Source organism: Actinomadura macra NBRC 14102, from assembly GCF_001552215.1.
In the GTDB taxonomy this organism is placed as follows: Bacteria; Actinomycetota; Actinomycetes; order Streptosporangiales; family Streptosporangiaceae; genus Spirillospora; species Spirillospora macra.
Genome location: NZ_BCQT01000026.1, coordinates 11,984 through 30,369, shown reverse-complemented (window position 1 = coordinate 30,369; position 18,386 = coordinate 11,984). Strand labels below are relative to the sequence as shown.

Here is an 18,386-nt window from a genome sequence, read left to right as displayed (position 1 = left end):
GAGGTGCGGCGGGACTGGGGGACGCCGACCTCCTGGTGCCGGCGATCTCCTCACAGACCAGATACGTCCGCCACCACGCCTTGTACGCGGCGCTTGGCGTCCACGCAGCCGACATGACCTTGACGGCGCGGCGTCGCAGTGGTTGCTGCTACGCCGCGAGTCACCGCCACCCGGCACGGGCGTCACGACCCGGAGGAGTGGGAGCCGGACGACCGGTGGCGTTGGGCCACGTTCCAGGTAGTGGCCGCGCCGTGGCACGGCGGTGGCGGCCCAGCGCGCAGCTGGGAGGGGTACGTCCGATCGGCTGTGCCTTCGGCGGTGAGGTCGTCCGATCCGGCTCTTTGCTGCGACATCGAGAATGTGCTCGGGTGACGCGGGGCGGTCGCTGGAGCACTGCGAGCAGACCATCGGGAGGCCCCTCACCCTCGCGTTCTATGGCGGCGCCTGCGCGCGGCCTTCCCCTGGGCCCGCGGTAGGTCGGCCGCCGACGCCCACCGACGACGAGGGCTAGGACGACCTGATCGGTGACGACGAGCACGCGCCGCAGCAGATGCAGCCCGACCGCGAGCGCGAATGGCCCCGTGAACCGGTCAGGCCGTGGAGCAGACCCTCAGTCTGGGCGACGTCAACGATGTCGTGGCCGGAGCTCTGCGCCGGGCGGCCCGTGCGCACTATCCCTGACGCTGAGCAGTGGGTGGTGCACGGTCCACCCCGCCCGCGGGCTAGGTCCCGTCGTTGACCCGTGGCTCGCCGCACTCGAGGAGGAGGTCCTTGACCTCGGGTAGATCACCGAGGACGTCAGCGCAGTCGTGGCAGGCGCCGCGGATGATGATCCCGTCGCAGGTGAAGCCCTTCAGCCGGCTGCGTGCGGCCATCGAGACCTGGTGCCACTCGTGTCCGCGCAGGGCGGTGACGCGCGCGCAGCGGTCGCATACCGCGTGCGCGTGCGGATGGTCGGCGAGTCCGTAGGTGGTGCGGCCGCCGATCATCACCGTGTGCACGAGCCGCAGGCGTTCGAAGACGGTCATCGTGCGGTAGCTCGTCGACAGGTCCAGCGGACCCTTCGCAGACGCGTGCCGGTGGATGGTCTCAACGGTCAGGTGCCCGTCGGCATGGGCGAGGACGTCGAGCAGGAGGCGCCGGGGACGGGTACTGCGGCGGACGGCGGCCCGCAGCCGATCCGTCGCCCAGGCGAGCCGCCGCGCGGGAGGCACGCGGCAGGCATCGGGAGGGGTGACCATTGCCGCATTCTTGAGGCAGCTGCGAAAGGTTCGCAATAGGGCGGGTCTGCCTCCGCGCCGGCGTCACCGCGACCGTCCGCGGCGGCATGGTGCCGCTGGACGCGAAGTGCCGGTGCGGTGAGGCCGGGCCGCGTACCGTGATCACGTCCGCGAATGCGTCATTTCCGCCCGGGCCGGCGGCCGAGACTTCGGTACGAAGGGGTCCACGAGAGATCGGCGAGGACACGACATGGTGAGAGATCAACGGAGCGCCGGGTACGAGGTCCGGTACGGCTGGCGCGGCCGGCTCCGCGGCGCGATCGGGCTGGCCGCCATCGCGGTGCTCGTCCTGGCGGGCACGGTGATCAACCCGGGTGGGGACCGCCTCATGTACGTGGTCGGGCCCTTGTTCCTGGTACTGGTATCAGGGCTGTTGCTACGCCAGGTCCGGCCGGTGCTGCGTCGGCAGGTGGCGTTGCGGGTGGACGCCGCCGGAGTGGTGCTCGGCGGCTTCGGCCCGCGTGCGGGAGGCAGCCGGACCTATCCGTGGAGCCGCATCACCCAGATCCGCGTGTACGAGCTGGAGGTCATGCGTGCGGTGCCGGACGACGGACCCCACCGCGTCGATGTCACCCGGTGGGTGCAGGTGGACCTGCTGGATGGTGCACCGGAGCGCACCGCCTTGTCGGGGGTGCGCCTCGACGAGGACGCACTGGTGCGCGCGGTGCGTGCGATCATGCCGCGGGTGACGGTCTCCGTGGGCGGGTATTACGACGAGTCCACCGACCCGGCCCTGGGCCCGGAACGACCGCCGGGCCCCGGTCTTCTGGCCGATGGCCTGCACCGTTTCGTCCGCGGGCTGGAGCGCAAACGTACGGACTCACCGGAGAGCTGATCGGGAAGGCCGCGGACATCGGGCCTGAACTCGTGCTCGGCTACTCCAGAGACCCGGCGAACACCACGATCTGGTCGATCTCCCCGGCAGCGGAGACATGGACCATGTCCGTTCCCGACAGCAGGGCGTGGCCGTCGCCGCCCTCGTAGCGCCAGCCGAAGCGCGCCCACTCCTCGGGCGCGTCGACCCGGGTCGTGCGCACCATCCGGCAGGGGGCCGCCGGGTGCCCCTGGACGACCTCGGTGATGAAGTCCTCGACGGCCTGGCGGCCGACACTGCGGCCGAGCGGCCCCCAGAAGATGACGTCGGCCGTGAGCGCGCTGCTCAGCAGCGTCGCCCGCTCGACGGGATCGTTCGCGTTGGCCGCCGCGATGAAGGCGTCCACGGCCTGGACGTGAGGGGCGTCGTGCGTCACTCTCCGATCATAGTCAACGGGGCGTCATTGGAAGCCGCATCCGGGATTCGGGGCGTCTTCGGCGAACGGGCTGCCATGGGGCAGTGTGTAGAGCACGGTGAGCACGATCGGGACGGAGCCGAGGTTGCGTCCGACGTGCCGGTGGCCGGAGCCCGCGGGTTCGACGATCACGTCGCCGGCCCGGTACGTCCCGTCCACGGAGCAGTCGGCGAGATTGTGGGTGAGCGTGCCCTGTCTCACCAGCCCGCGCACCGTTCCGTCGTGGTAGTGCCAGCCGGTGCTTCCGCCGGGTGCGATCACGACTTCGCGGACGACATAGTCGGTGCCGGCCACCGTCCGTTGCGCGACGGTCGTCCCGGTCACGCCAGACGACGGCGTCGCCGCGGCCGTTCCCTGTGCGGCGGCCACGACCATCACACCGCCGAGGGCCGGTGCCACGAGTCTCGTCGCCGCGCCCCTCGCCGTCAGTGTCGACATCACTCTCCCCTCGACCGGGTCTCCCGCCCCATTGTCACCGAGACGGCACGGATCGTGCGCCTCGGGGACGGCGGGCCGGGCCGCGGTCGCTGGAGATGATTTCTGGCCGACCCTTGGCTCCCCCTTTTTGTTCTGGTCTTTACGTCGCTTCTGGAATCGTGGCCGCTGTCCAACAAGGTCCAACGAACGGGCTGCTGGACGGATGGTGGCCTTCATCATTCCCGGTAAAAGAAGCGATCTCTGTGACTTATCTATTTGTGACAGTTCACAAACCATTCGGAGGTGATCAACTATCATTGTCCGAATTCGGTCAACATACTTGTTTTCCGGGGGTGCCTTGGCGCGAATTGGGGGTGGCGTCGACGATCGATCGGCGCCGAAAGGAGAACGGACTGATGCAGCTCCGAACGATTCTCGGAACGCTGACGCTGCTCGGCGCGGCGCTGAGTCCGGTCGGCGCGGCCGGCCCGGCGTCGGCCGCGGCCGCGACCTGCCTGGACGAGCGGACCGGACAGCCGCTGACCGTCACCGTCACCGGGACGGCCCAGAACGACAACATCTGGGCGTCCAACGGTCAGGTCATCACCACCCTGGCCGGCGATGACCGGGTGTTCCTCGACCAGATCAGTGACGGCCCCTTCGGGTCGGACGTGGTGGCCTGCGGAGACGGGGAGAACGACTGGATCGGTTCCTTCGTGGTCCAGCCGACGGGATCGGTCTCCGCACGCGGTGGGACCGGGGCCGACACCCTCATCGGCGGCACCGCTCCCGACTACCTCAACGGAAACGCGGGCACCGACAACCTGATCGGTCATGACGGTGACGACAAGCTCAAGGGCGAGGACGGGAACGACAACCTCTGGGGCGGCGACGGCAACGACGTCATCGACGGCGGCGGCGGTCACGACATCATCGACGGCGGGCCCGGCTACGACACGTGCAACGGCGGGGACGGTTCCGCATTCACGGTCAACTGCGAAGCCGGTTCCTAGATTCTGCCAGCTCTCATGATCAGCCAGCTCCCAGCGAGCATGTCCGGTGACGGGCTCCCGACTTCCGACTGAATGCCGGTTTGAAACACAGTGCGGAGAGAACATGCCGCAGCGCCGTCCGGCGGTGCCCCTGATCGACGGGGTGGTGCCGGACGGTTTTTCACCAGGTCACGTGACGATGCCGGCCACCGCGGCCGGCATCGACAGGAACGGTGAATGCGAGGAGTCGAGTTCCACGACGGTGGTCGGGTTGTCGGGGAAGGCGGCATCGGCCTCGGCGATGAGCCTTCGCTGAAGGTCGGGACGGAGCGCCCAGTCCTGTGCGCAGGTGACGTAGGTACGAGGGACGCGACCCCAGCCCTCGGCGGTCAGCCGGGTGACGCCGAGCGCGATGCCCCTCGGAGCGTCGGGCGTCAGCAGGCCGAGGGCGGCCTCGGCGACGACCGGATCGATGTCCTCGAAGAACGCCTTCCGGAGCAACGCGCGATATGCGGGGTCGTTCGAAGCGAGATCGAAGCGCAGTGCCCCGATCGTCGCGGGATCGGCGCGAAGGGCCGGCCCGACGAGGCCGCTCGCGTTCTCGGGCATCCGGCTGTAGGCGTCGGCGGAGATTCCCGATGCGGGCATGAAGGCGGTCAGGTACACCGCGTGCGCCACCAGTTCGGGTACCTGCTGTGCCGCCCGTGTGAGGACGGTGCCGCCCATGCTGTGGGCCACCACCGTCACCGGGGCGCCGCAGCCGAGTTGTCTGATCTGCGACACCAACAGGTCGCCCGCCTGGTCGAGGTCCACATCGGCCACCGGTGAGATCTCGGTGGCCAGGGCTTCGGGAGCGAACGGGCGGCTGGTGAGGCACCTGGGCCAGCGGGCGCGCAGTCCATGTCCCGCCATGTCCACCGCGAGGGTCGGACGACCGGTACCCGCCACGTGAGCGATGACCTCGCTCCAGCACCAGGAACCGAACCAGAAGCCGTGGAGAAGAAGCAGCGGGGGAGAGGTCACGGACTCGGCACTCCTTTGTGACGGTCGGTATCAGGCTGACGCTCGCCACCGCTTTGAACAGGGGATTATTCGTGCCTTCTGGAAGGGGTGAGCTGGATGAAGGGTCGGATTCCGACAGTAGGGCCGAGATCCATCAATACCATGTCGTCATGGGAGGAGTGAGGGCGATCGTCTGGTCCGTGCTGGGGCAGCCCGGGACCTTGGCAGGAACCCGGCATGGGGATGGCGCGGCCGCCTCGCGTATAGCGCCGGTCACGCGTTAATGCGAGTGGCTTCCCGGGCATTGCTCCGATAAGTACGGGGCGGATCCTTTTAGCCGGTGGCCGGCCGGTAGACGGTCAGGTAATTGTGAGCATCCTGGTATACTTCAGGATCGAGCTATCAGGCGGGAGCCCTCCTCCGGCTCATGAGGTTGGCTCGCCCCTTGATATTCCCCAGTGATGCGGAGTGGACGCGGATGTCGGAAGCTGATTCGGTGCGGCGGTCGAGGCGGCGGCAGATGTCCAAGGACGAGCGCCGCGCGGAGATCATCCGGATCGCCGCCGACCTCTTTGAGAAACTGGGGTACGCCGGCGCCTCGATGGACGACATCGCCGCCGCCGTCGGAATCGGCAAGCCCACTCTGTATCACTACTTCCGCAGTAAGTCGGAACTCCTGTGGTACATGCACGAGGAGCTGATCGACGGTCTGATCGACGCGCACCGCGCCCGCGTCGCCCAGGGAATCGAGCCGGTCGAGTTGCTGCGCGGTGTCATTCACGACTTTCTCGAGAACATCGCCACCAGGCGCGGCCAGTGCCGGGTGTTCTTCGAGAACCACCGCGAGCTTCCCGATGCCGACCTCGCCGTCGCCACCGAAAAGCGAGCCCGATACGAGGCCATGGTCGAGGACGTCGTCCGGGACGGCATCGCCACGGGAACCTTCCGGGACGTCGATACCAAGCTGTTCAGTCTCGCGATATTCGGCATGAGCAACTGGGCGTACCAGTGGTACCACTCGGATGGGAAGCTCACGCACGAGGAGATCGCCGACGCTTTCTGGGATTACGCCTATCGGGGGCTGCGACCCTGAGGGACTGCGGCCCTGAGGAGCGTCAGGCGGGGCTCATCGTGCCCGCCTCGTCCGGACCCGGGGATTCCCCGACCGGCCCTCCGGCCGATGCCTCGACGGCCTTGTCGGCGGCCGGGTCCTCGATGTCGCTCCGGTAGGTCTCCTGGAGCAGGAGCACAGAGACGACGGTGATGAGGCAGACCCCGGCCATGTAGACCGCGATGGCCACCCACGATCCGGTCCAGGCGTACAGGGACGTCGCGATGAGCGGTGCCAGCGCCCCGCCGATCACCGAGGCGATCTGGATGCTCAGCGACATCGCCGAATAACGCGTCGCGGTCGGGAAGGTCTCGGCGAAGAACGCGCCTTGCGGGGCGTACATGGTCGTGTGCAGCACCCCCAGCCCGACGACGAACGCGAAGACGATGAGGGCGGGCGACTCGGTGTTGAGCAGCGGCCAGAAAAGGAACGCCCATACTCCGAGCAGCAACGAGCCGGTCGTCATCATCCCGCGGCGTCCGAAACGGTCCGACAGCGCGCCCGCGACGGGGAGCATGACCAGCTGGACCGCGGCGCCTGCCAGCACGCCCACCAGGACCCTGCTTTTCGGCATGTCGAGGATGTCGTCGTTGGTGCCGTAGGCGATGGCGAAGGTCATGAAGAGGTAGTAGGTCACGTTGATGCCGATATAGGCGCCGCCGATGAGGACGATCTGCTTCGGATAGCGGCGCAGCGCCTCCAGGACGGGCGAACGGGACGCCCGGAACGCCGGCCGTTCGGGCCGCGGCGCCGGGCCCTCGGCGGGCGCGGGCCGAACGGCCGGCGCGGTGCGCTGGAGGCGCTGGAACGCCCGGGTCTCCTCGATCCGGAACTGGATGTAGAGCGTCAGGCCGAGCAGCGCGATGCTCGCGAGGAACGGCAGGCGCCAGCCCCAGGAGTCGAAGGAGTCCGACGTGGTGAGGGCGTCAGTGAGCAGGAAGGCGAAGTTGCCCACCAGGATCCCCGCGGGCCCGCCGGCGAGGGCGAAGCTGGAGAAGAAGCCGCGACGGTGGGGTGGCGCGTTCTCCAGCGCCAGCAGGATCACCCCGCCGGTCTGGCCGCCGAGCGCGATCCCCTGGACGAGCCGGAGCAGGACCAGGAACAAGGGGGCCGCGGGACCGATGGTGTCGTAGGTCGGTAGCACGCCGATCAGCGTGGTGCCGAGGCCCATCGTCAGGAGCACCATGACGAGGGACTTCTTGCGGCCGTGGACGTCACCGAGGTGACCGAAGATCACCGCTCCGACCGGCCGAGCGATGAATCCGATCGCGAACGTGGAGAAGGACAGCAGCGCCCCGGCGAGCGGACTCTGGCCGGGAAAGAACAGGTCCGGAAAGACCAGTGCCGCAGCGGTTCCGTAGATGAAGAAGTCGTAGTTCTCGATACTGGACGCCGCCAGCGCGGCGGCCGCGATCTTTAGCTTGCCCTTCGTGGATGTGTCCTTTGCGGGTGCCGTTCCAGGGACCATCCGCATTTCCTTTCCAACGGCGTGGCGGACCGTCAGACGACGGTCTCGCGACCACTTACCGTGCGCGTGGAAAGCGTTATCGTCCGGAATTTACCACCCTCCGGACATGACGTTTCGCGCGCCGGCGCACGAATGCGCTGAGCCCCCGGAGCAGCGCCCTGGAGGTCGCCGGAATCGTCTTTGACGGCGGCGACCCTGACGTTAGCCCACGTTGATCACGTGTGGACGTTCCAGCTGCGGCGGTTGTGCGGCCACCGGTGTGGAAACGCAGCTGGCGCCCGCCTTGTGGGCGGCGGCGCCACCAAGCCTCGGTCCATACGACCGACCGGTCGGTCGTATGAATACGATTGCAGCTGAGGTGCGAGGTGTCAACCCTTGACCTTGTGTTTCTCCGCTGTTTGCGCGTTGCTGTCCGGTAACCGCCGGCGTAAGATCAAGCACGTCGATCAACGGAAATTCATGATGCCGCCCCCGGTGAATCCGGTTCGGTCTTGCCGGAGGAATAGGCACACAGACGACAAGGCCCGGTGACTGCATGAAGTTCGGCATCTACACGCTATTGACCGACGAAGGCATCCGGCCGGAGGTATTGGCGACGGCGGCCGAGGAGCGCGGTTTCGACTCACTGTTCATCGCCGAGCATTCGCATATTCCGGTCGCTCGCGAGACCCTCTGGCAGGGCCGCGCCGACCTGCCGCGGCCCTACTATCGCACCCTGGCCCCGTTCCTGGCGCTCACCGCGGCCGCGACGGTGACCTCCGAGCTGCTGCTCGGCACCGCCATCTCGCTTCTCCCGCAGCGGGACACGATCCACACCGCCAAGGAAGTGGCGACCCTGGACCTGCTCTCCGGCGGCCGTGTGATTCTCGGTGTCGGCGTCGGCTGGAATCGGGAGGAGATGTGCAACCACGGGATCGACCCCGGTGCGCGGGGCGCCCTCCTCAACGAGCAGTTGGCGGCGATCAAGGCGATCTGGACGCAGGACGAGGCCGAGTTCCACGGTGACCACGTGGACTTCGACCCGATCCATCTCTGGCCGAAGCCGGTGCGGCGGCCGCATCCGCCGATCTACATCGGCGGCGAGAGCCCCGCGGCGCTGGCCCGGCTAGCCCGGCACGGCGACGGATGGCTGCCCCGCGCCGCGACCCCGCCGGCCGAGATCCGGCGCGCCGCCGCCCTGCTGGCCGAGCAGGGCCGTCCCGACGTCCCGATCACACTCTGCGGGCTGAACGCCGACGCCGCCGCGGTGGCGGAGCTCGCCGCCGCGGGCGTCGAACGGATCGGGCTCCTGCTCCCCACCGCACCCGAGTCCGACTCGCTGCGTGCCCTGGACGAGCTCACGGGTTTCACGGAAGGACTGCGCTAGCGTCCTGGCCCACCCCGTCCTCGCTCTTCCGCGCGGTAGGAAGGCGAGGGCGGGGACCCGACTCAGCGGGCCGTGGCCGGAGCCTTCGTCGTGGACGACGCGGAAGGCCGGACCGGGGCGCGGCGATCCGCCCGCGGCCGGACCCTCTCGACCGCGTGGGCGACCGCCAGCACCAGCGCCTCGGAATGGCGCGGCCCCACGATCTGCATGCCGATCGGGAGCCCGGTCCCGGTGAACCCGACCGGAACGGTGATCGCCGGCTGGTGGGTCATGTTGAACGGGTAGGTGAACGGTGTCCACTCCGGCCAACTGCCCAAGCCGCTGCCCGGTGGCACGTCATGACCGGTCTCGAAGGCCGGGATCGGCACCGTCGGTGTGATCAGCACATCGTGGCGGGTGTGGAACTCGCCCATGCGGACTCCCAGCGCGACCCGTTCGGCCTCCGCAGCGAGATAGTCGCCCGCGGTGCAGGTGAGCCCCCGCTCGATCACGGCGCGCAGGCCGGGGTCGATGCCGTCGGCGTCGGCGCCGAACGCGTCGAGCCACTTCGCCGCGCCGGCGCACCAGAGGACATCGAACGCCGCGAGCGGGTCGGGGAACCCCGGGTCCGCCTGCTCGACGCGGACGCCCGTGTCCTGGAGCGCCTCCGCGGCGGCCGCGACGGCCGCGGCGACCTCCGGGTCGACGCGGGCATACCCGAGATCGGGGGAGAAGGCGGCGACGACCCCGCGGACGTCCCGTCCGAGCGCCTCGGTGTAGGGGCCGCCGTGCGGTCCGAGGGCGTAGGGGTCGCGGTGGTCGGGCAGCGCCAGGGCGTCCAGAAGGAGTGCGACGTCCTCGACCGTCTGTGCCATCGGGCCCGCGTGCGACAGGACGGCGAGCGAGCTGAGCGGATACAGGGGGATACGGCCGTGTGTCGGCTTGAAGCCGACGATGCCGCAGAACGCCGCCGGGATGCGGACCGATCCGCCGCCGTCGGTGCCGGCAGACAGGGCGCCCATGCCGGCGGCGACCGCGGCCGCGCTGCCGCCGCTGGAGCCGCCCGGGGTGCGGGTGGTGTCCCAGGGGTTGCGGGTCACGCCGGTCAGCGGGTTGTCGCAGACGGCCTTCCAGCCCATCTCCGGGGTCGTGGTCTTGCCGAGCAGCACCGGGCCGCTCTCGCGCAGCCGCGCGGCCACCGGGCTGTCAACGTCCCAGGGCTGGTCCGGATCGACGCAGCGCGAACCGCGGAGCGTCGGCCAGCCACGGGTGAGGAAGAGGTCCTTGATCGACATCGGCACGCCGTCGATCGGGCCGGCTGGGGCGCCGGCCCGCCAGCGGCCCTCGGCGGCGCGGGCGCCCGCGAGCGCGCTTTCCGGATCGACCAGGGCGTAGGCGTTGTACTCGGTGTCGTGCGCCTGGATCGCCTCCAGGGCCGCGGTCGTCGCCTCCACCGGGGAGAGCGTCCCGGCGGCATAGGCGCTGACCAGTTCGGCTGCCGTCGGACCGCTGTTCAGATCGCCGGCCATCCGTCCTCCTGATACATCGTGCCGAGGATTATTTAATGCCGTCACGGATGCGAAAGAATTGGTGAATTCGGGTCCGTGACGGGACGACATGGCGAGATGACAAGTGAGTTGTTCGTGAAGTCTATTTCGACATGCGGCTGGGTTTTGATCCCCGGAGCTCGTCTGGAGGAGGAGGGACGACCGTGTCGACGCTGGTAGACGAGGGGTTCTGAGTCAGAGAGGTTAGCCGACCGACCGGTCGGACGATTCAAGCTAACATCGCCTCCGAGGGGTCGTCAACCCTCCATCGCAAGGGATTGACATTTCGTCGAACGCCATAGTTCCATCCGAAATGAACGAGCGATGGAGCTCTATTCGATGCCGTGCCGGAAAGGCGTGGGGCTCGGTACCGGTGCGTCCGGATGGCGTCCCTGGGTCGTCACGTCGGCCGTTGACAACGGTCCGGGGCCATGAAAAAGTCAGAGCCGACCGACTAGTCGGTCGAAAGACGGAGGGTGACGGCGTATGGACTTCAGGATCCCGGCCGAGCTCAGCATGTTCGTCGACTCGGTGCGCCGGTTCCGCGAGCGGGAACTGATGCCGCTGGAGCCGCGGTTCCTCAAGGAGGGCAAGCTGTCTCCGGAGGAACGGCGCGCCCTGCAGGAGCGGGCACGGGACCAGGGGCTGTGGGCCTTGGACGTGCCGGAGGAGCACGGTGGCCAGGGCATGGGCACCCTTGCCACCTGCCTGGTCGTCGAGGAGCTCTACAAGCATCCGGCGATGTTCGAGTTCGGCGGCAGTCCCGAACCCGTCCTCTACCAGGCCGACGAGGAGCAGAAGAAGAGGTACCTCTACCCGGTCATCGCCGGTGAGCGGCGCAGCTGCTACGCCTTCACCGAGCCCGGCACGGGATCGGACTTCGCCCGCATCGCCACGACGGCGGTGCGCAGCGGCGACGACTGGGTGATCAACGGCACGAAGATCTTCATCTCGGAGGTCGATCGCGCCGACTTCTGCATCCTGTTCGCCAGCACCGACCCGTCCGCCGGGGGACGGGGCATCACCTGCTTCCTGGTGGACATGGGCACGCCGGGCTTCGAGCTCTCGCGTCCGATCCCCACGATGGGGGACGACTGGGAGCCCTACGAGCTGTCGTTCAGCGACTGCGTCGTCCCGGACTCGGCCCGCCTCGGCGAGGTCGGCGGCGGCTGGGCGCTGGCGTCGCACCAGCTGACGCACGGACGGCTCAAGATCGCGGCCTTCCAACTCGGTATCGCCCAGCGGTGCCTCGACATGGCCGTCGAGTGGGCCAAGCAGCGGGTGACCTGGGGAAAGCCCATCGCGACGCGGCAGGCGGTGCAGTGGATGCTGGCCGACTCCGCGGTCGAACTCGACGCGGCGCGGTTCCTGGTGTACCGGGCCGCCTGGATGGCCGACGAGGGCGAGCACATCCGTAACGAGGCGTTCATCGCCAAGCTCTACGCGACCGAGATGGCCCAGCGCGTCACCGACCGCTGCCTACAGATCTTCGGCGGCCTCGGCTACAGCCGGGAGTTGCCGATCCAGAGCTTCTACCGGCAGGTGCGCGTCTGGCGGATCGGGCACGGCTCCTCGGAGATCCACCGCTGGATGATCGCGCGCAACCTGCTCGGCCTGTCCTCGCGGGACTGAGCGCGGGGAGGAGCCGTCATGGACCTGATCGGGAACCGCACCCTCGCCGACCTGCTCGTCGAGCGGTGCGGACGGCACCCCGACCGCGCCTGTCTCCTCGTCGAGGACCGGGCCGGCGCCGTCACCGAGTACACCTACCGGGAGGTGCTGGACGCCGTCCGCCGGACCGCGGGCGGGTTCGCCGCGCTGGGGATCGGCCGTGGCGACGCGGTGGTGATCCACCTGCGCAACTGCGCCGAGTTCGTCTTCGCCTGGTTCGGGCTGGCCTGGCTCGGGGCCGTCATGGTGCCGTCCAACGTCGCCAACTCGGCCACCGAACTGCGGTATCTGATCGAGCATTCCGAGGCGGTGGGAGTCCTCACCGAACCCGACCACCTCCCGATGTTCGCCGAGGTCCTGGCAGGCATCCCGGCGGTCGAGCACCGGATCGTGGCCCGTGGCGCCGCCCGTGACCGCACGCCCCGCGACGGTCACGCCCCCGCCGGGTTCGTTCCCTTCGCGCAATTGTCGGCCGCCGCGCCGGCCGCGCCCGCCGACGTCGATAGCGAGGACGTCGTGGAGATGCTGTTCACCTCGGGCACCACGGCACGCCCCAAGGCCGTCATGATCACGCACGCGAACTGCCTGTGGGGCGGCGAGCGCGTCTCGCGCGGCGCCGCGCTGGACGGCGGCGACCGGCTGCTGACCGCCCTGCCGCTCTTCCACATCAACGCACAGGAGATCACGGTGCTGGCGGCGCTGACCGTGGGCGGCACGGCGATCCTGCTGGAGGACTATCACGCCAGCACCTTCTGGGAGCGGGTGCGCGGGCACGGCGCGACGGTGGTGAGCCTGGTCGCCATGCAGGTGCGGACCCTCCTGGCGCAGCCCGCCTCGCCGGACGACACCGCGCACCGCGTCCGCCGGGTCGTCTACGCCATCAACGTCACCGAGGCGGAGAAGGACGAGTTCGAGCGCCGGTTCGGCGTGGAGCTGATCAACGGCTACGGGCTCTCCGAGGGCGGGACCGTCGTCACGATGTCCCCGGTCTTCGGGGACCGGCGGTGGCCCTCCATCGGGCTGCCCAACTACGACCGGCAGGTGCGGATCGTGGACGAGGAGGGACGCGACGTCCCCGCCGGCGCCGTCGGCGAGATCCTCGTGTCCGGAGTGCCCGGCAGGACGCTGATGAAGGGCTACTTCAAGGATCCCGAGGCCACCGCCGCCGCGGTCCGGGACGGCTGGCTGCACACCGGGGACAACGGCTACCTCGACGAGAAGGGCTATGTGTACTTCTTCGACCGGCGCAAGGACGTCATCAAGCGCGCGGGCGAGAACGTCTCCGCGAGCGAGGTGGAGTTCGCGCTGCTGGCGCACCCCGCGATCGCCGAGGCGGCGGTCGTCGCCGGACGGGACCCGGTCCGGGACGAGGAGGTCGTCGCGTTCGTCGTGCCGCTGCCCGGCGGGCCCGCGGGGGCACCGGCGTTCGAGGAGATCGTCGAGCACTGCCGGTCTCGTCTCGCGGCCTTCAAGGTGCCCACCCGGATCCATGTCGTCCCCGAACTCCCGAAGACCTCGATCGGCAAGATCGAGAAGAAGCTGCTGAGGCGGCGGCTGTCCGACCTGGACCCGGCCCCCGGAGGTGAACGGTGAGCACGCTCGACGACGTCTACCGGCGCGTGCGCGAACACGTCGGGACGGTGGAGCGCGACCGTCTCGGCCGCGTTCGCGCGCGGGACTTCCAGCGGTTCGCGGTCGCCGCCGGCGAGAGCGATCCGCTGTACTTCGACGACGGCGCCGCGCACGCCGCCGGCCTCCCCGGCGCCGTCGCGCCGCCGCTGTATGCCAGCAGCCTGCTCGGCTGGGACGCGGGCCCGGCGGAGGACGAACTGCGCCCCGACGGCACCGCCGGCGAGGAGGTGGCCGGGCTCCCCCTCGCGGGGCTCCGCCTGATGGGCGCCGGCCAGGACATCGACTTCCACTCCCCGGTATGCGACGGCGCGGACGTCGTCCGGGAGACCTCGATCGAGGACGTGGTCCTCAAGAACGGCCGCTCGGGCCCGTTCCTGGTCATCACGCTGCTGCGGGCCTTCCAGGACGAGGCGGGCACGCCGCTGCTGACCTGCCGGGAGAACTTCATCGCACGGCCGCAGGCGAGCCGATGACCACGGCGGCGGTCACGACGCGCTGGTTCGAGGACGTCGCCCCCGGCATGGCGCTGGACCCGGTGACGGTTCGCCCGACGGCGACCCAGCTCTTCCGGTTCAGCGCCGCGACCTGGAACGCGCACCGCATCCACTACGACACCCGCTACGCCGTCCACGAGGGCTACCCGGACATCCTCGTCCAGTCCCACCTGCACGGATGCTTCCTGACACGGACCGCGCTCGGCTGGGCGGGCCCCCGCGCACGGCTGCGCCGGTTCAGCTGGCGCAACCGCCACATCGCCGTGCCCGGCGACACGCTCACCTGCACCGGCCTGGTGACCGCGTGCCATGTGGACGGGGCCGGCGCCGGGATCGTGGAGTGCGCCCTTGAGGAGCGCAACGGCGACGGGGTGCTGTGCGCCCCGGGCACCGCGGTGCTCGAACTCCCGAGAAGACCGCCCGCCGCGGGCGGCGGAGAGGACGGACGGTCATGACCCCGACCACCCCGACCACATCGGCGGAGCTGGCGGTCGACGCGGCGACGCTGCGCCGGCTCTACCGCGTGATGGCCCGGATCCGGCACTTCGAGATCGGGGCGGCCAGGCTCATGGCGGGCGGGCGGCTGCCCGGGACGCTGCACGTCTCGATCGGCCAGGAGGCGGTCGCGGCCGGCGTCTGCGACGTCCTGCGCCGCGACGACCACATCACCACGACCCACCGCGGGCACGGACACTGCATCGCCAAGGGCGGCGAACCGAAGGCGATGGTGGCGGAGCTGCTCGGCCGCGAGACGGGCTACTGCGGTGGACGGTCGGGCTCGATGCACATCGCCGATCCGTCCGCGGGCATCCTCGGTGCGAACGCGATCGTCGGCGCGGGTATCCCGATCGCGCTCGGCGGAGCGTTCGCGGCGGCCCGGCGTGCGCGCGGAGGTGTCTCGGTGGCGTTCTTCGGCGAGGGCGCGGTCGCGCAGGGCGTCTTCCACGAGTCCCTCAACCTCGCGGCGCTGTGGCGGCTGCCGATCGTGTTCGTGTGCGAGAACAACCTCTACGCGGAGCTGACCCCGGTCTCGGTGCACCTGGCGGCCGGGCGCGTCGCCGACCATGCCGCCCCCTACGGCATCCCCGGCGTCCGGGTGGACGGCAACGACGTGATCGCTGTGCGAAGCGCGGCGGGGGAGGCGGTGGGTCGGGCGCGTGAGGGCGGCGGCCCGTCGCTGCTGGAGTGCATGACCTACCGCTGGCACGGCCACTTCGAGGGGGACCCGCAGCAGTACCGCGAGGCCGCCGAGGTCGCCCGCTGGAAGGACGCCGACCCGCTGAAGCGCCTGGCGGCGGCCGTCGCAGGCGACCCGGAGGCCGCGGCCGGCCTGGAGGCGATCGAGGCGGAGGCGCGGCAGGAGTTCGCGGCGGCCGTCGCGGCGGCCGAGGCCGAGCCCCCCGCCCCGGTCGCGTCGGTCTCCTCGCACGTCTATCGCCGTCCGGTACGCGGAGGTGCCTTCGGATGAGCCCTGGAACGAACACGCCCACGTCGACGGTGAAGTACTGGCAGGCGGTGAACTCGGCCCTGCACGAGGAACTCGACCGGGATCCGGCGGTCCACGTCTTCGGCGAGGACGTCGGCGTGCCCGGCGGCCCGTTCGCGGCGACGCGCGGGCTGCGGGACCGGTTCGGCGAGTGGCGGGTCCGCGACACCCCCATCAGCGAGGCGGCGTTCACCGGCATGGCGGTCGGCGCGGCGATGGCGGGGCTGCGGCCGGTCGCGGAGATCATGTACTTCGACTTCATCACGCTGGCCATGGACCAGCTCGTCAACCAGGCCGCCAAGATGTCCTACATGTCGGACGGTGCCTTCGCGGTGCCGCTGACGATCCGGACGCTCTGCGGCGGTCACCGCGGCTCCGGCCCGCAGCACTCGCAGAGCCTGGAGGGCTGGCTCGCCGCCGTCCCCGGGCTGAAGGTCGTCTGGGGCGGCACCCCGGCCGACGCCAAGGGCCTGCTCAAGGCCGCCATCAGGGACGACGACCCGGTGATCGTTATCGAGAGCCTGAGCCTGTGGACGCGGCGCGGACAGGTCCCCGACGATCCCGACCACGTGGTGCCGATCGGTGCCGGGCTGATCCGCCGCCCGGGGACGGATGTGACGCTCGTGTGCTGGGGCGACACCGTGCCGCCCGCCATGGAGGCCGCCGAGGCCCTCGCCGGGCGCGGGGTCGACGCCGAGGTGCTCGACCTGCGCACGCTGAGCCCGCTGGACGAGCCGCTGATCCTGCGGTCGCTGCACCGGACGGGACGGCTCGTCGTCGTCCAGGACGCGCAGGGTCCGTGCAGCGTCGGCTCGGAGGTCATCCGGCTGGCCGCCACGGACGGGTTCGCCTCCCTGCGCGCCCCGGCGGCGCAGGTCCGGCCGCCGTTCGCGCCGGTGCCGTTCGCGCCGGATCTGGAGGGCGCCTACTACCCGAGCGCCGAGGACGTGGTGGCGGCGACCCTCAGCACGATCGAGGGGACCAGGGGCGAAGGGAGCGGGGCGTGACGGACATCGTGGTGCCGAAGTGGGGCGCGACCATGGACGAGGCGACGATCGTGGAATGGCTGAAGAGCGTCGGCGACCGTGTCGCCGAGGACGAGCCCATCGCCGAGATGGAGACCGACAAGGCGACCGCGGAGATCGTCAGCCCGGTCGCCGGGACGATCGTCGAGCTGCTCGTGGCCAGGGACGCCGACGTCGTGGTGGGCCAGGTCATCGCCCGGGTGGACCCGGACGGTGCGGGGGTCCCGCGATGAGCCGTCCGGCCGTGAGCCGTCCCGCCGCACCGGCCCGTGCCGCGACGCTCGCCGAGCGGGTCGCCGGCTTCACCGCGGGCCTCGACCTGTCCGCCGTGCCGTCCGACGTCGTGGAGAAGGCGAAGGTGACGCTCCTGCATGACCTCGGTGTGGGGCTCGCCGGGTATCGCCTCGCCGGTACGGGCTACGCCGTCGCGAAGGAGAACGGTGCCTGCGAGCGGGCGCGCGGGGCGCGGCTCCTGGTCGACGGGACGGCAGTGACCGTCGAGGCGTTCGCGCTCGCGACGGGGGCGCTCGTCCACGCGCGCACGCAGGACGACACGCAGGTCGCGGTCTCCACCCACCTGGGATCGGTGACCCTGCCCGCACTGCTCGCGCTCGGCGATCGCGCCGGCCTGCACGGCCGCGACCTGCTCGCCGCGATGATCGCCGGATACGAGGCCGCCTCGGTCATAGCGGAGGGGCACGCGTCCGTGTCCACCGCCCGCGGGTTCCGCGCCACGAGTGTGTACGGTCCGTTCGCCGCGGCGGCCGGATCGGCCCGGCTGCTGGGGCTCACCGCCGGGCAGACCGTCTCGGCGCTGGGCCTGGCCGCCGCGTTCGGGGGCGGCACGAACCAGACGTGGGTCGCCGGCACCCAGGAGTGGCGGTACCAGGTCGGGACGGCGAGCCGCAACGGCATGGTGGCGGCGCTGCTGGCCGCCCGGGACGTCACCGGGGCACCGGACGCGCTCGACGGTCGTGCCGGGCACCTGCGTGCCTTCACGGGCACGGACCCGGAGGTTCCGCCCGCGGCGCTGGGGCTCGGCGACGACTGGCGGACCCGGCGCGTCACCTACAAGCCCTATCCGATCTGCGCGATCAACCAGATCCCGGTCACCCTGCTCACCGGGCTGGTCCGCCAGCACGGACTCGCGGAGCAGGACGTCGCGAGGGTCACCGTCGAGTTGCCCGCGGACGACGCCGCCTACCCTGGTGTCGACGCGCACGGGCCGTTCCGCGACGTCGGCGGGACGTTGATGAGCCTGCCGTACTGCCTGGCGGTGGCGCTCCGAAGGGGCGGGATCGAGCTGGACGACCTGTACGGTTTCGACGAGCCCGCCCTGATGGACCTGGTCCGTCGGATCACGGTGGCCTCCGCCGATCTCCCGTCGGGGGCCTGCCGGATCACCGTCGAGACCCGCGGACACGAAATCCGCGCCGGCGAGCACGCCCCGGACCCGACGACCTTCGACTGGGGCCGCGACGAGACCGCCGGCCGGCTGCGCGCCATGGCCGCCGAGACGCCGCTGCCGGCCGCCCGGCTGGAGCGGTTCATCGAGGTCGCCCTCGACCTCGACCGTCGCCCGGTGCGCGACCTGGTCGACGCCACGATCACCGATGCGAAGGAGTGA

The 18,386-nt window shown here is 70.4% G+C and carries 18 protein-coding genes; 12 read left to right on the top strand and 6 right to left on the bottom strand.

What is annotated here, in order from left to right; translation table 11 throughout:
* Window positions 1-722: 722 nt before the first annotated feature.
* Entirely contained in the window at window positions 723-1,241 is a 519-nt protein-coding gene (locus AMA02S_RS35215; RefSeq protein ID WP_067467808.1) for a Fur family transcriptional regulator, read from the bottom strand.
* A 229-nt stretch (window positions 1,242-1,470) separates the two neighbouring features.
* On the opposite strand from AMA02S_RS35215, the gene AMA02S_RS35210 reads away from it, so the two are divergent.
* The gene (locus tag AMA02S_RS35210) at window positions 1,471-2,115 is read left to right on the top strand and encodes a hypothetical protein (RefSeq protein WP_067467805.1); all 645 of its coding nucleotides are present in this window, start codon (window positions 1,471-1,473) and stop codon (window positions 2,113-2,115) included.
* A gap of 40 nt (window positions 2,116-2,155) precedes the next feature.
* Here AMA02S_RS35210 and AMA02S_RS35205 read toward each other — a convergent pair whose 3' ends face one another.
* Together AMA02S_RS35205 and AMA02S_RS35200 are read right to left on the bottom strand one after the other, a co-directional pair.
* Window positions 2,156-2,530 (bottom strand): nuclear transport factor 2 family protein, encoded by a 375-nt coding sequence (locus AMA02S_RS35205; protein WP_067467802.1) that lies wholly within the window; start codon window positions 2,528-2,530, stop codon window positions 2,156-2,158.
* Window positions 2,531-2,554: 24 nt separating this feature from the next.
* Window positions 2,555-3,007 carry a cupin domain-containing protein gene (locus AMA02S_RS35200; protein WP_067467799.1) on the bottom strand — a complete coding sequence of 151 codons (453 nt, stop codon included), beginning with the start codon at window positions 3,005-3,007 and terminating at the stop codon, window positions 2,555-2,557.
* 395 nt (window positions 3,008-3,402) lie between these two features.
* On the opposite strand from AMA02S_RS35200, the gene AMA02S_RS35195 reads away from it, so the two are divergent.
* Window positions 3,403-3,999: a calcium-binding protein gene (locus tag AMA02S_RS35195; RefSeq protein WP_067467797.1), complete on the top strand. Its 597-nt coding sequence runs from the start codon at window positions 3,403-3,405 to the stop codon at window positions 3,997-3,999.
* Window positions 4,000-4,167: 168 nt separating this feature from the next.
* On the opposite strand, the gene AMA02S_RS35190 is transcribed toward AMA02S_RS35195, so the two are convergent.
* The gene (locus AMA02S_RS35190; RefSeq protein ID WP_067467795.1) at window positions 4,168-5,001 is read right to left on the bottom strand and encodes an alpha/beta fold hydrolase; all 834 of its coding nucleotides are present in this window, start codon (window positions 4,999-5,001) and stop codon (window positions 4,168-4,170) included.
* Window positions 5,002-5,458: 457 nt separating this feature from the next.
* On the opposite strand from AMA02S_RS35190, the gene AMA02S_RS35185 reads away from it, so the two are divergent.
* On the top strand, window positions 5,459-6,073 hold the full coding sequence (locus tag AMA02S_RS35185) for a TetR/AcrR family transcriptional regulator (RefSeq protein ID WP_067467793.1): 615 nt from the start codon (window positions 5,459-5,461) through the stop codon (window positions 6,071-6,073).
* A 22-nt stretch (window positions 6,074-6,095) separates the two neighbouring features.
* On the opposite strand, the gene AMA02S_RS35180 is transcribed toward AMA02S_RS35185, so the two are convergent.
* Window positions 6,096-7,559: an MFS transporter gene (locus AMA02S_RS35180; protein WP_067467790.1), complete on the bottom strand. Its 1,464-nt coding sequence runs from the start codon at window positions 7,557-7,559 to the stop codon at window positions 6,096-6,098.
* A 535-nt stretch (window positions 7,560-8,094) separates the two neighbouring features.
* On the opposite strand from AMA02S_RS35180, the gene AMA02S_RS35175 reads away from it, so the two are divergent.
* On the top strand, window positions 8,095-8,925 hold the full coding sequence (locus AMA02S_RS35175; protein WP_067467787.1) for an LLM class F420-dependent oxidoreductase: 831 nt from the start codon (window positions 8,095-8,097) through the stop codon (window positions 8,923-8,925).
* Between the two features lie 62 nt (window positions 8,926-8,987).
* Here AMA02S_RS35175 and AMA02S_RS35170 read toward each other — a convergent pair whose 3' ends face one another.
* A complete protein-coding gene (locus AMA02S_RS35170; protein WP_067467784.1) occupies window positions 8,988-10,433 on the bottom strand; it encodes an amidase in 1,446 nt (481 codons plus the stop codon).
* Window positions 10,434-10,937: 504 nt separating this feature from the next.
* Here AMA02S_RS35170 and AMA02S_RS35165 point away from each other — a divergent pair.
* The 8 genes from AMA02S_RS35165 to AMA02S_RS35130 are packed head-to-tail and all read left to right on the top strand — an operon-like array spanning window position 10,938 to window position 18,386.
* The gene (locus AMA02S_RS35165; protein ID WP_067467781.1) at window positions 10,938-12,083 is read left to right on the top strand and encodes an acyl-CoA dehydrogenase family protein; all 1,146 of its coding nucleotides are present in this window, start codon (window positions 10,938-10,940) and stop codon (window positions 12,081-12,083) included.
* Between the two features lie 18 nt (window positions 12,084-12,101).
* Entirely contained in the window at window positions 12,102-13,715 is a 1,614-nt protein-coding gene (locus AMA02S_RS35160; protein ID WP_067467778.1) for an AMP-binding protein, read from the top strand.
* Complete coding sequence (locus AMA02S_RS35155) at window positions 13,712-14,227, top strand: FAS1-like dehydratase domain-containing protein (RefSeq protein WP_067467776.1); 516 nt, start codon at window positions 13,712-13,714, stop codon at window positions 14,225-14,227. The genes AMA02S_RS35160 and AMA02S_RS35155 overlap by 4 nt, the downstream gene beginning before the upstream one ends.
* The gene (locus AMA02S_RS35150; protein ID WP_067467773.1) at window positions 14,224-14,703 is read left to right on the top strand and encodes an FAS1-like dehydratase domain-containing protein; all 480 of its coding nucleotides are present in this window, start codon (window positions 14,224-14,226) and stop codon (window positions 14,701-14,703) included. The genes AMA02S_RS35155 and AMA02S_RS35150 overlap by 4 nt, the downstream gene beginning before the upstream one ends.
* Entirely contained in the window at window positions 14,700-15,716 is a 1,017-nt protein-coding gene (locus tag AMA02S_RS42475; protein ID WP_067467769.1) for a thiamine pyrophosphate-dependent dehydrogenase E1 component subunit alpha, read from the top strand. The genes AMA02S_RS35150 and AMA02S_RS42475 overlap by 4 nt, the downstream gene beginning before the upstream one ends.
* Entirely contained in the window at window positions 15,713-16,741 is a 1,029-nt protein-coding gene (locus AMA02S_RS42470) for an alpha-ketoacid dehydrogenase subunit beta (protein ID WP_067467766.1), read from the top strand. Before AMA02S_RS42475 ends, AMA02S_RS42470 begins: the two co-directional genes overlap by 4 nt.
* A complete protein-coding gene (locus AMA02S_RS35135; protein ID WP_067467763.1) occupies window positions 16,738-16,992 on the top strand; it encodes a biotin/lipoyl-containing protein in 255 nt (84 codons plus the stop codon). Before AMA02S_RS42470 ends, AMA02S_RS35135 begins: the two co-directional genes overlap by 4 nt.
* Window positions 16,989-18,386, top strand: coding sequence for an MmgE/PrpD family protein (locus AMA02S_RS35130; RefSeq protein ID WP_084265943.1), 1,398 nt, complete (start codon window positions 16,989-16,991; stop codon window positions 18,384-18,386). Before AMA02S_RS35135 ends, AMA02S_RS35130 begins: the two co-directional genes overlap by 4 nt.

Bases quoted from the DNA above. Each gene is read 5' to 3' on its own strand.
- AMA02S_RS35215 (WP_067467808.1), bottom strand. From the start codon at position 1,241: ATGGTCACCCCTCCCGATGCCTGCCGCGTGCCTCCCGCGCGGCGGCTC.
- AMA02S_RS35175 (WP_067467787.1), top strand. From the start codon at position 8,095: ATGAAGTTCGGCATCTACACGCTATTGACCGACGAAGGCATCCGGCCG.
- AMA02S_RS42475 (WP_067467769.1), top strand. From the start codon at position 14,700: ATGACCCCGACCACCCCGACCACATCGGCGGAGCTGGCGGTCGACGCG.
- AMA02S_RS35130 (WP_084265943.1), top strand. From the start codon at position 16,989: ATGAGCCGTCCGGCCGTGAGCCGTCCCGCCGCACCGGCCCGTGCCGCG.
- AMA02S_RS35170 (WP_067467784.1), bottom strand. From the start codon at position 10,433: ATGGCCGGCGATCTGAACAGCGGTCCGACGGCAGCCGAACTGGTCAGC.
- AMA02S_RS35180 (WP_067467790.1), bottom strand. From the start codon at position 7,559: ATGGTCCCTGGAACGGCACCCGCAAAGGACACATCCACGAAGGGCAAG.
- AMA02S_RS35185 (WP_067467793.1), top strand. From the start codon at position 5,459: ATGTCGGAAGCTGATTCGGTGCGGCGGTCGAGGCGGCGGCAGATGTCC.
- AMA02S_RS35195 (WP_067467797.1), top strand. From the start codon at position 3,403: ATGCAGCTCCGAACGATTCTCGGAACGCTGACGCTGCTCGGCGCGGCG.
- AMA02S_RS35165 (WP_067467781.1), top strand. From the start codon at position 10,938: ATGGACTTCAGGATCCCGGCCGAGCTCAGCATGTTCGTCGACTCGGTG.
- AMA02S_RS35210 (WP_067467805.1), top strand. From the start codon at position 1,471: ATGGTGAGAGATCAACGGAGCGCCGGGTACGAGGTCCGGTACGGCTGG.
- AMA02S_RS35160 (WP_067467778.1), top strand. From the start codon at position 12,102: ATGGACCTGATCGGGAACCGCACCCTCGCCGACCTGCTCGTCGAGCGG.
- AMA02S_RS35150 (WP_067467773.1), top strand. From the start codon at position 14,224: ATGACCACGGCGGCGGTCACGACGCGCTGGTTCGAGGACGTCGCCCCC.
- AMA02S_RS42470 (WP_067467766.1), top strand. From the start codon at position 15,713: ATGAGCCCTGGAACGAACACGCCCACGTCGACGGTGAAGTACTGGCAG.
- AMA02S_RS35200 (WP_067467799.1), bottom strand. From the start codon at position 3,007: ATGTCGACACTGACGGCGAGGGGCGCGGCGACGAGACTCGTGGCACCG.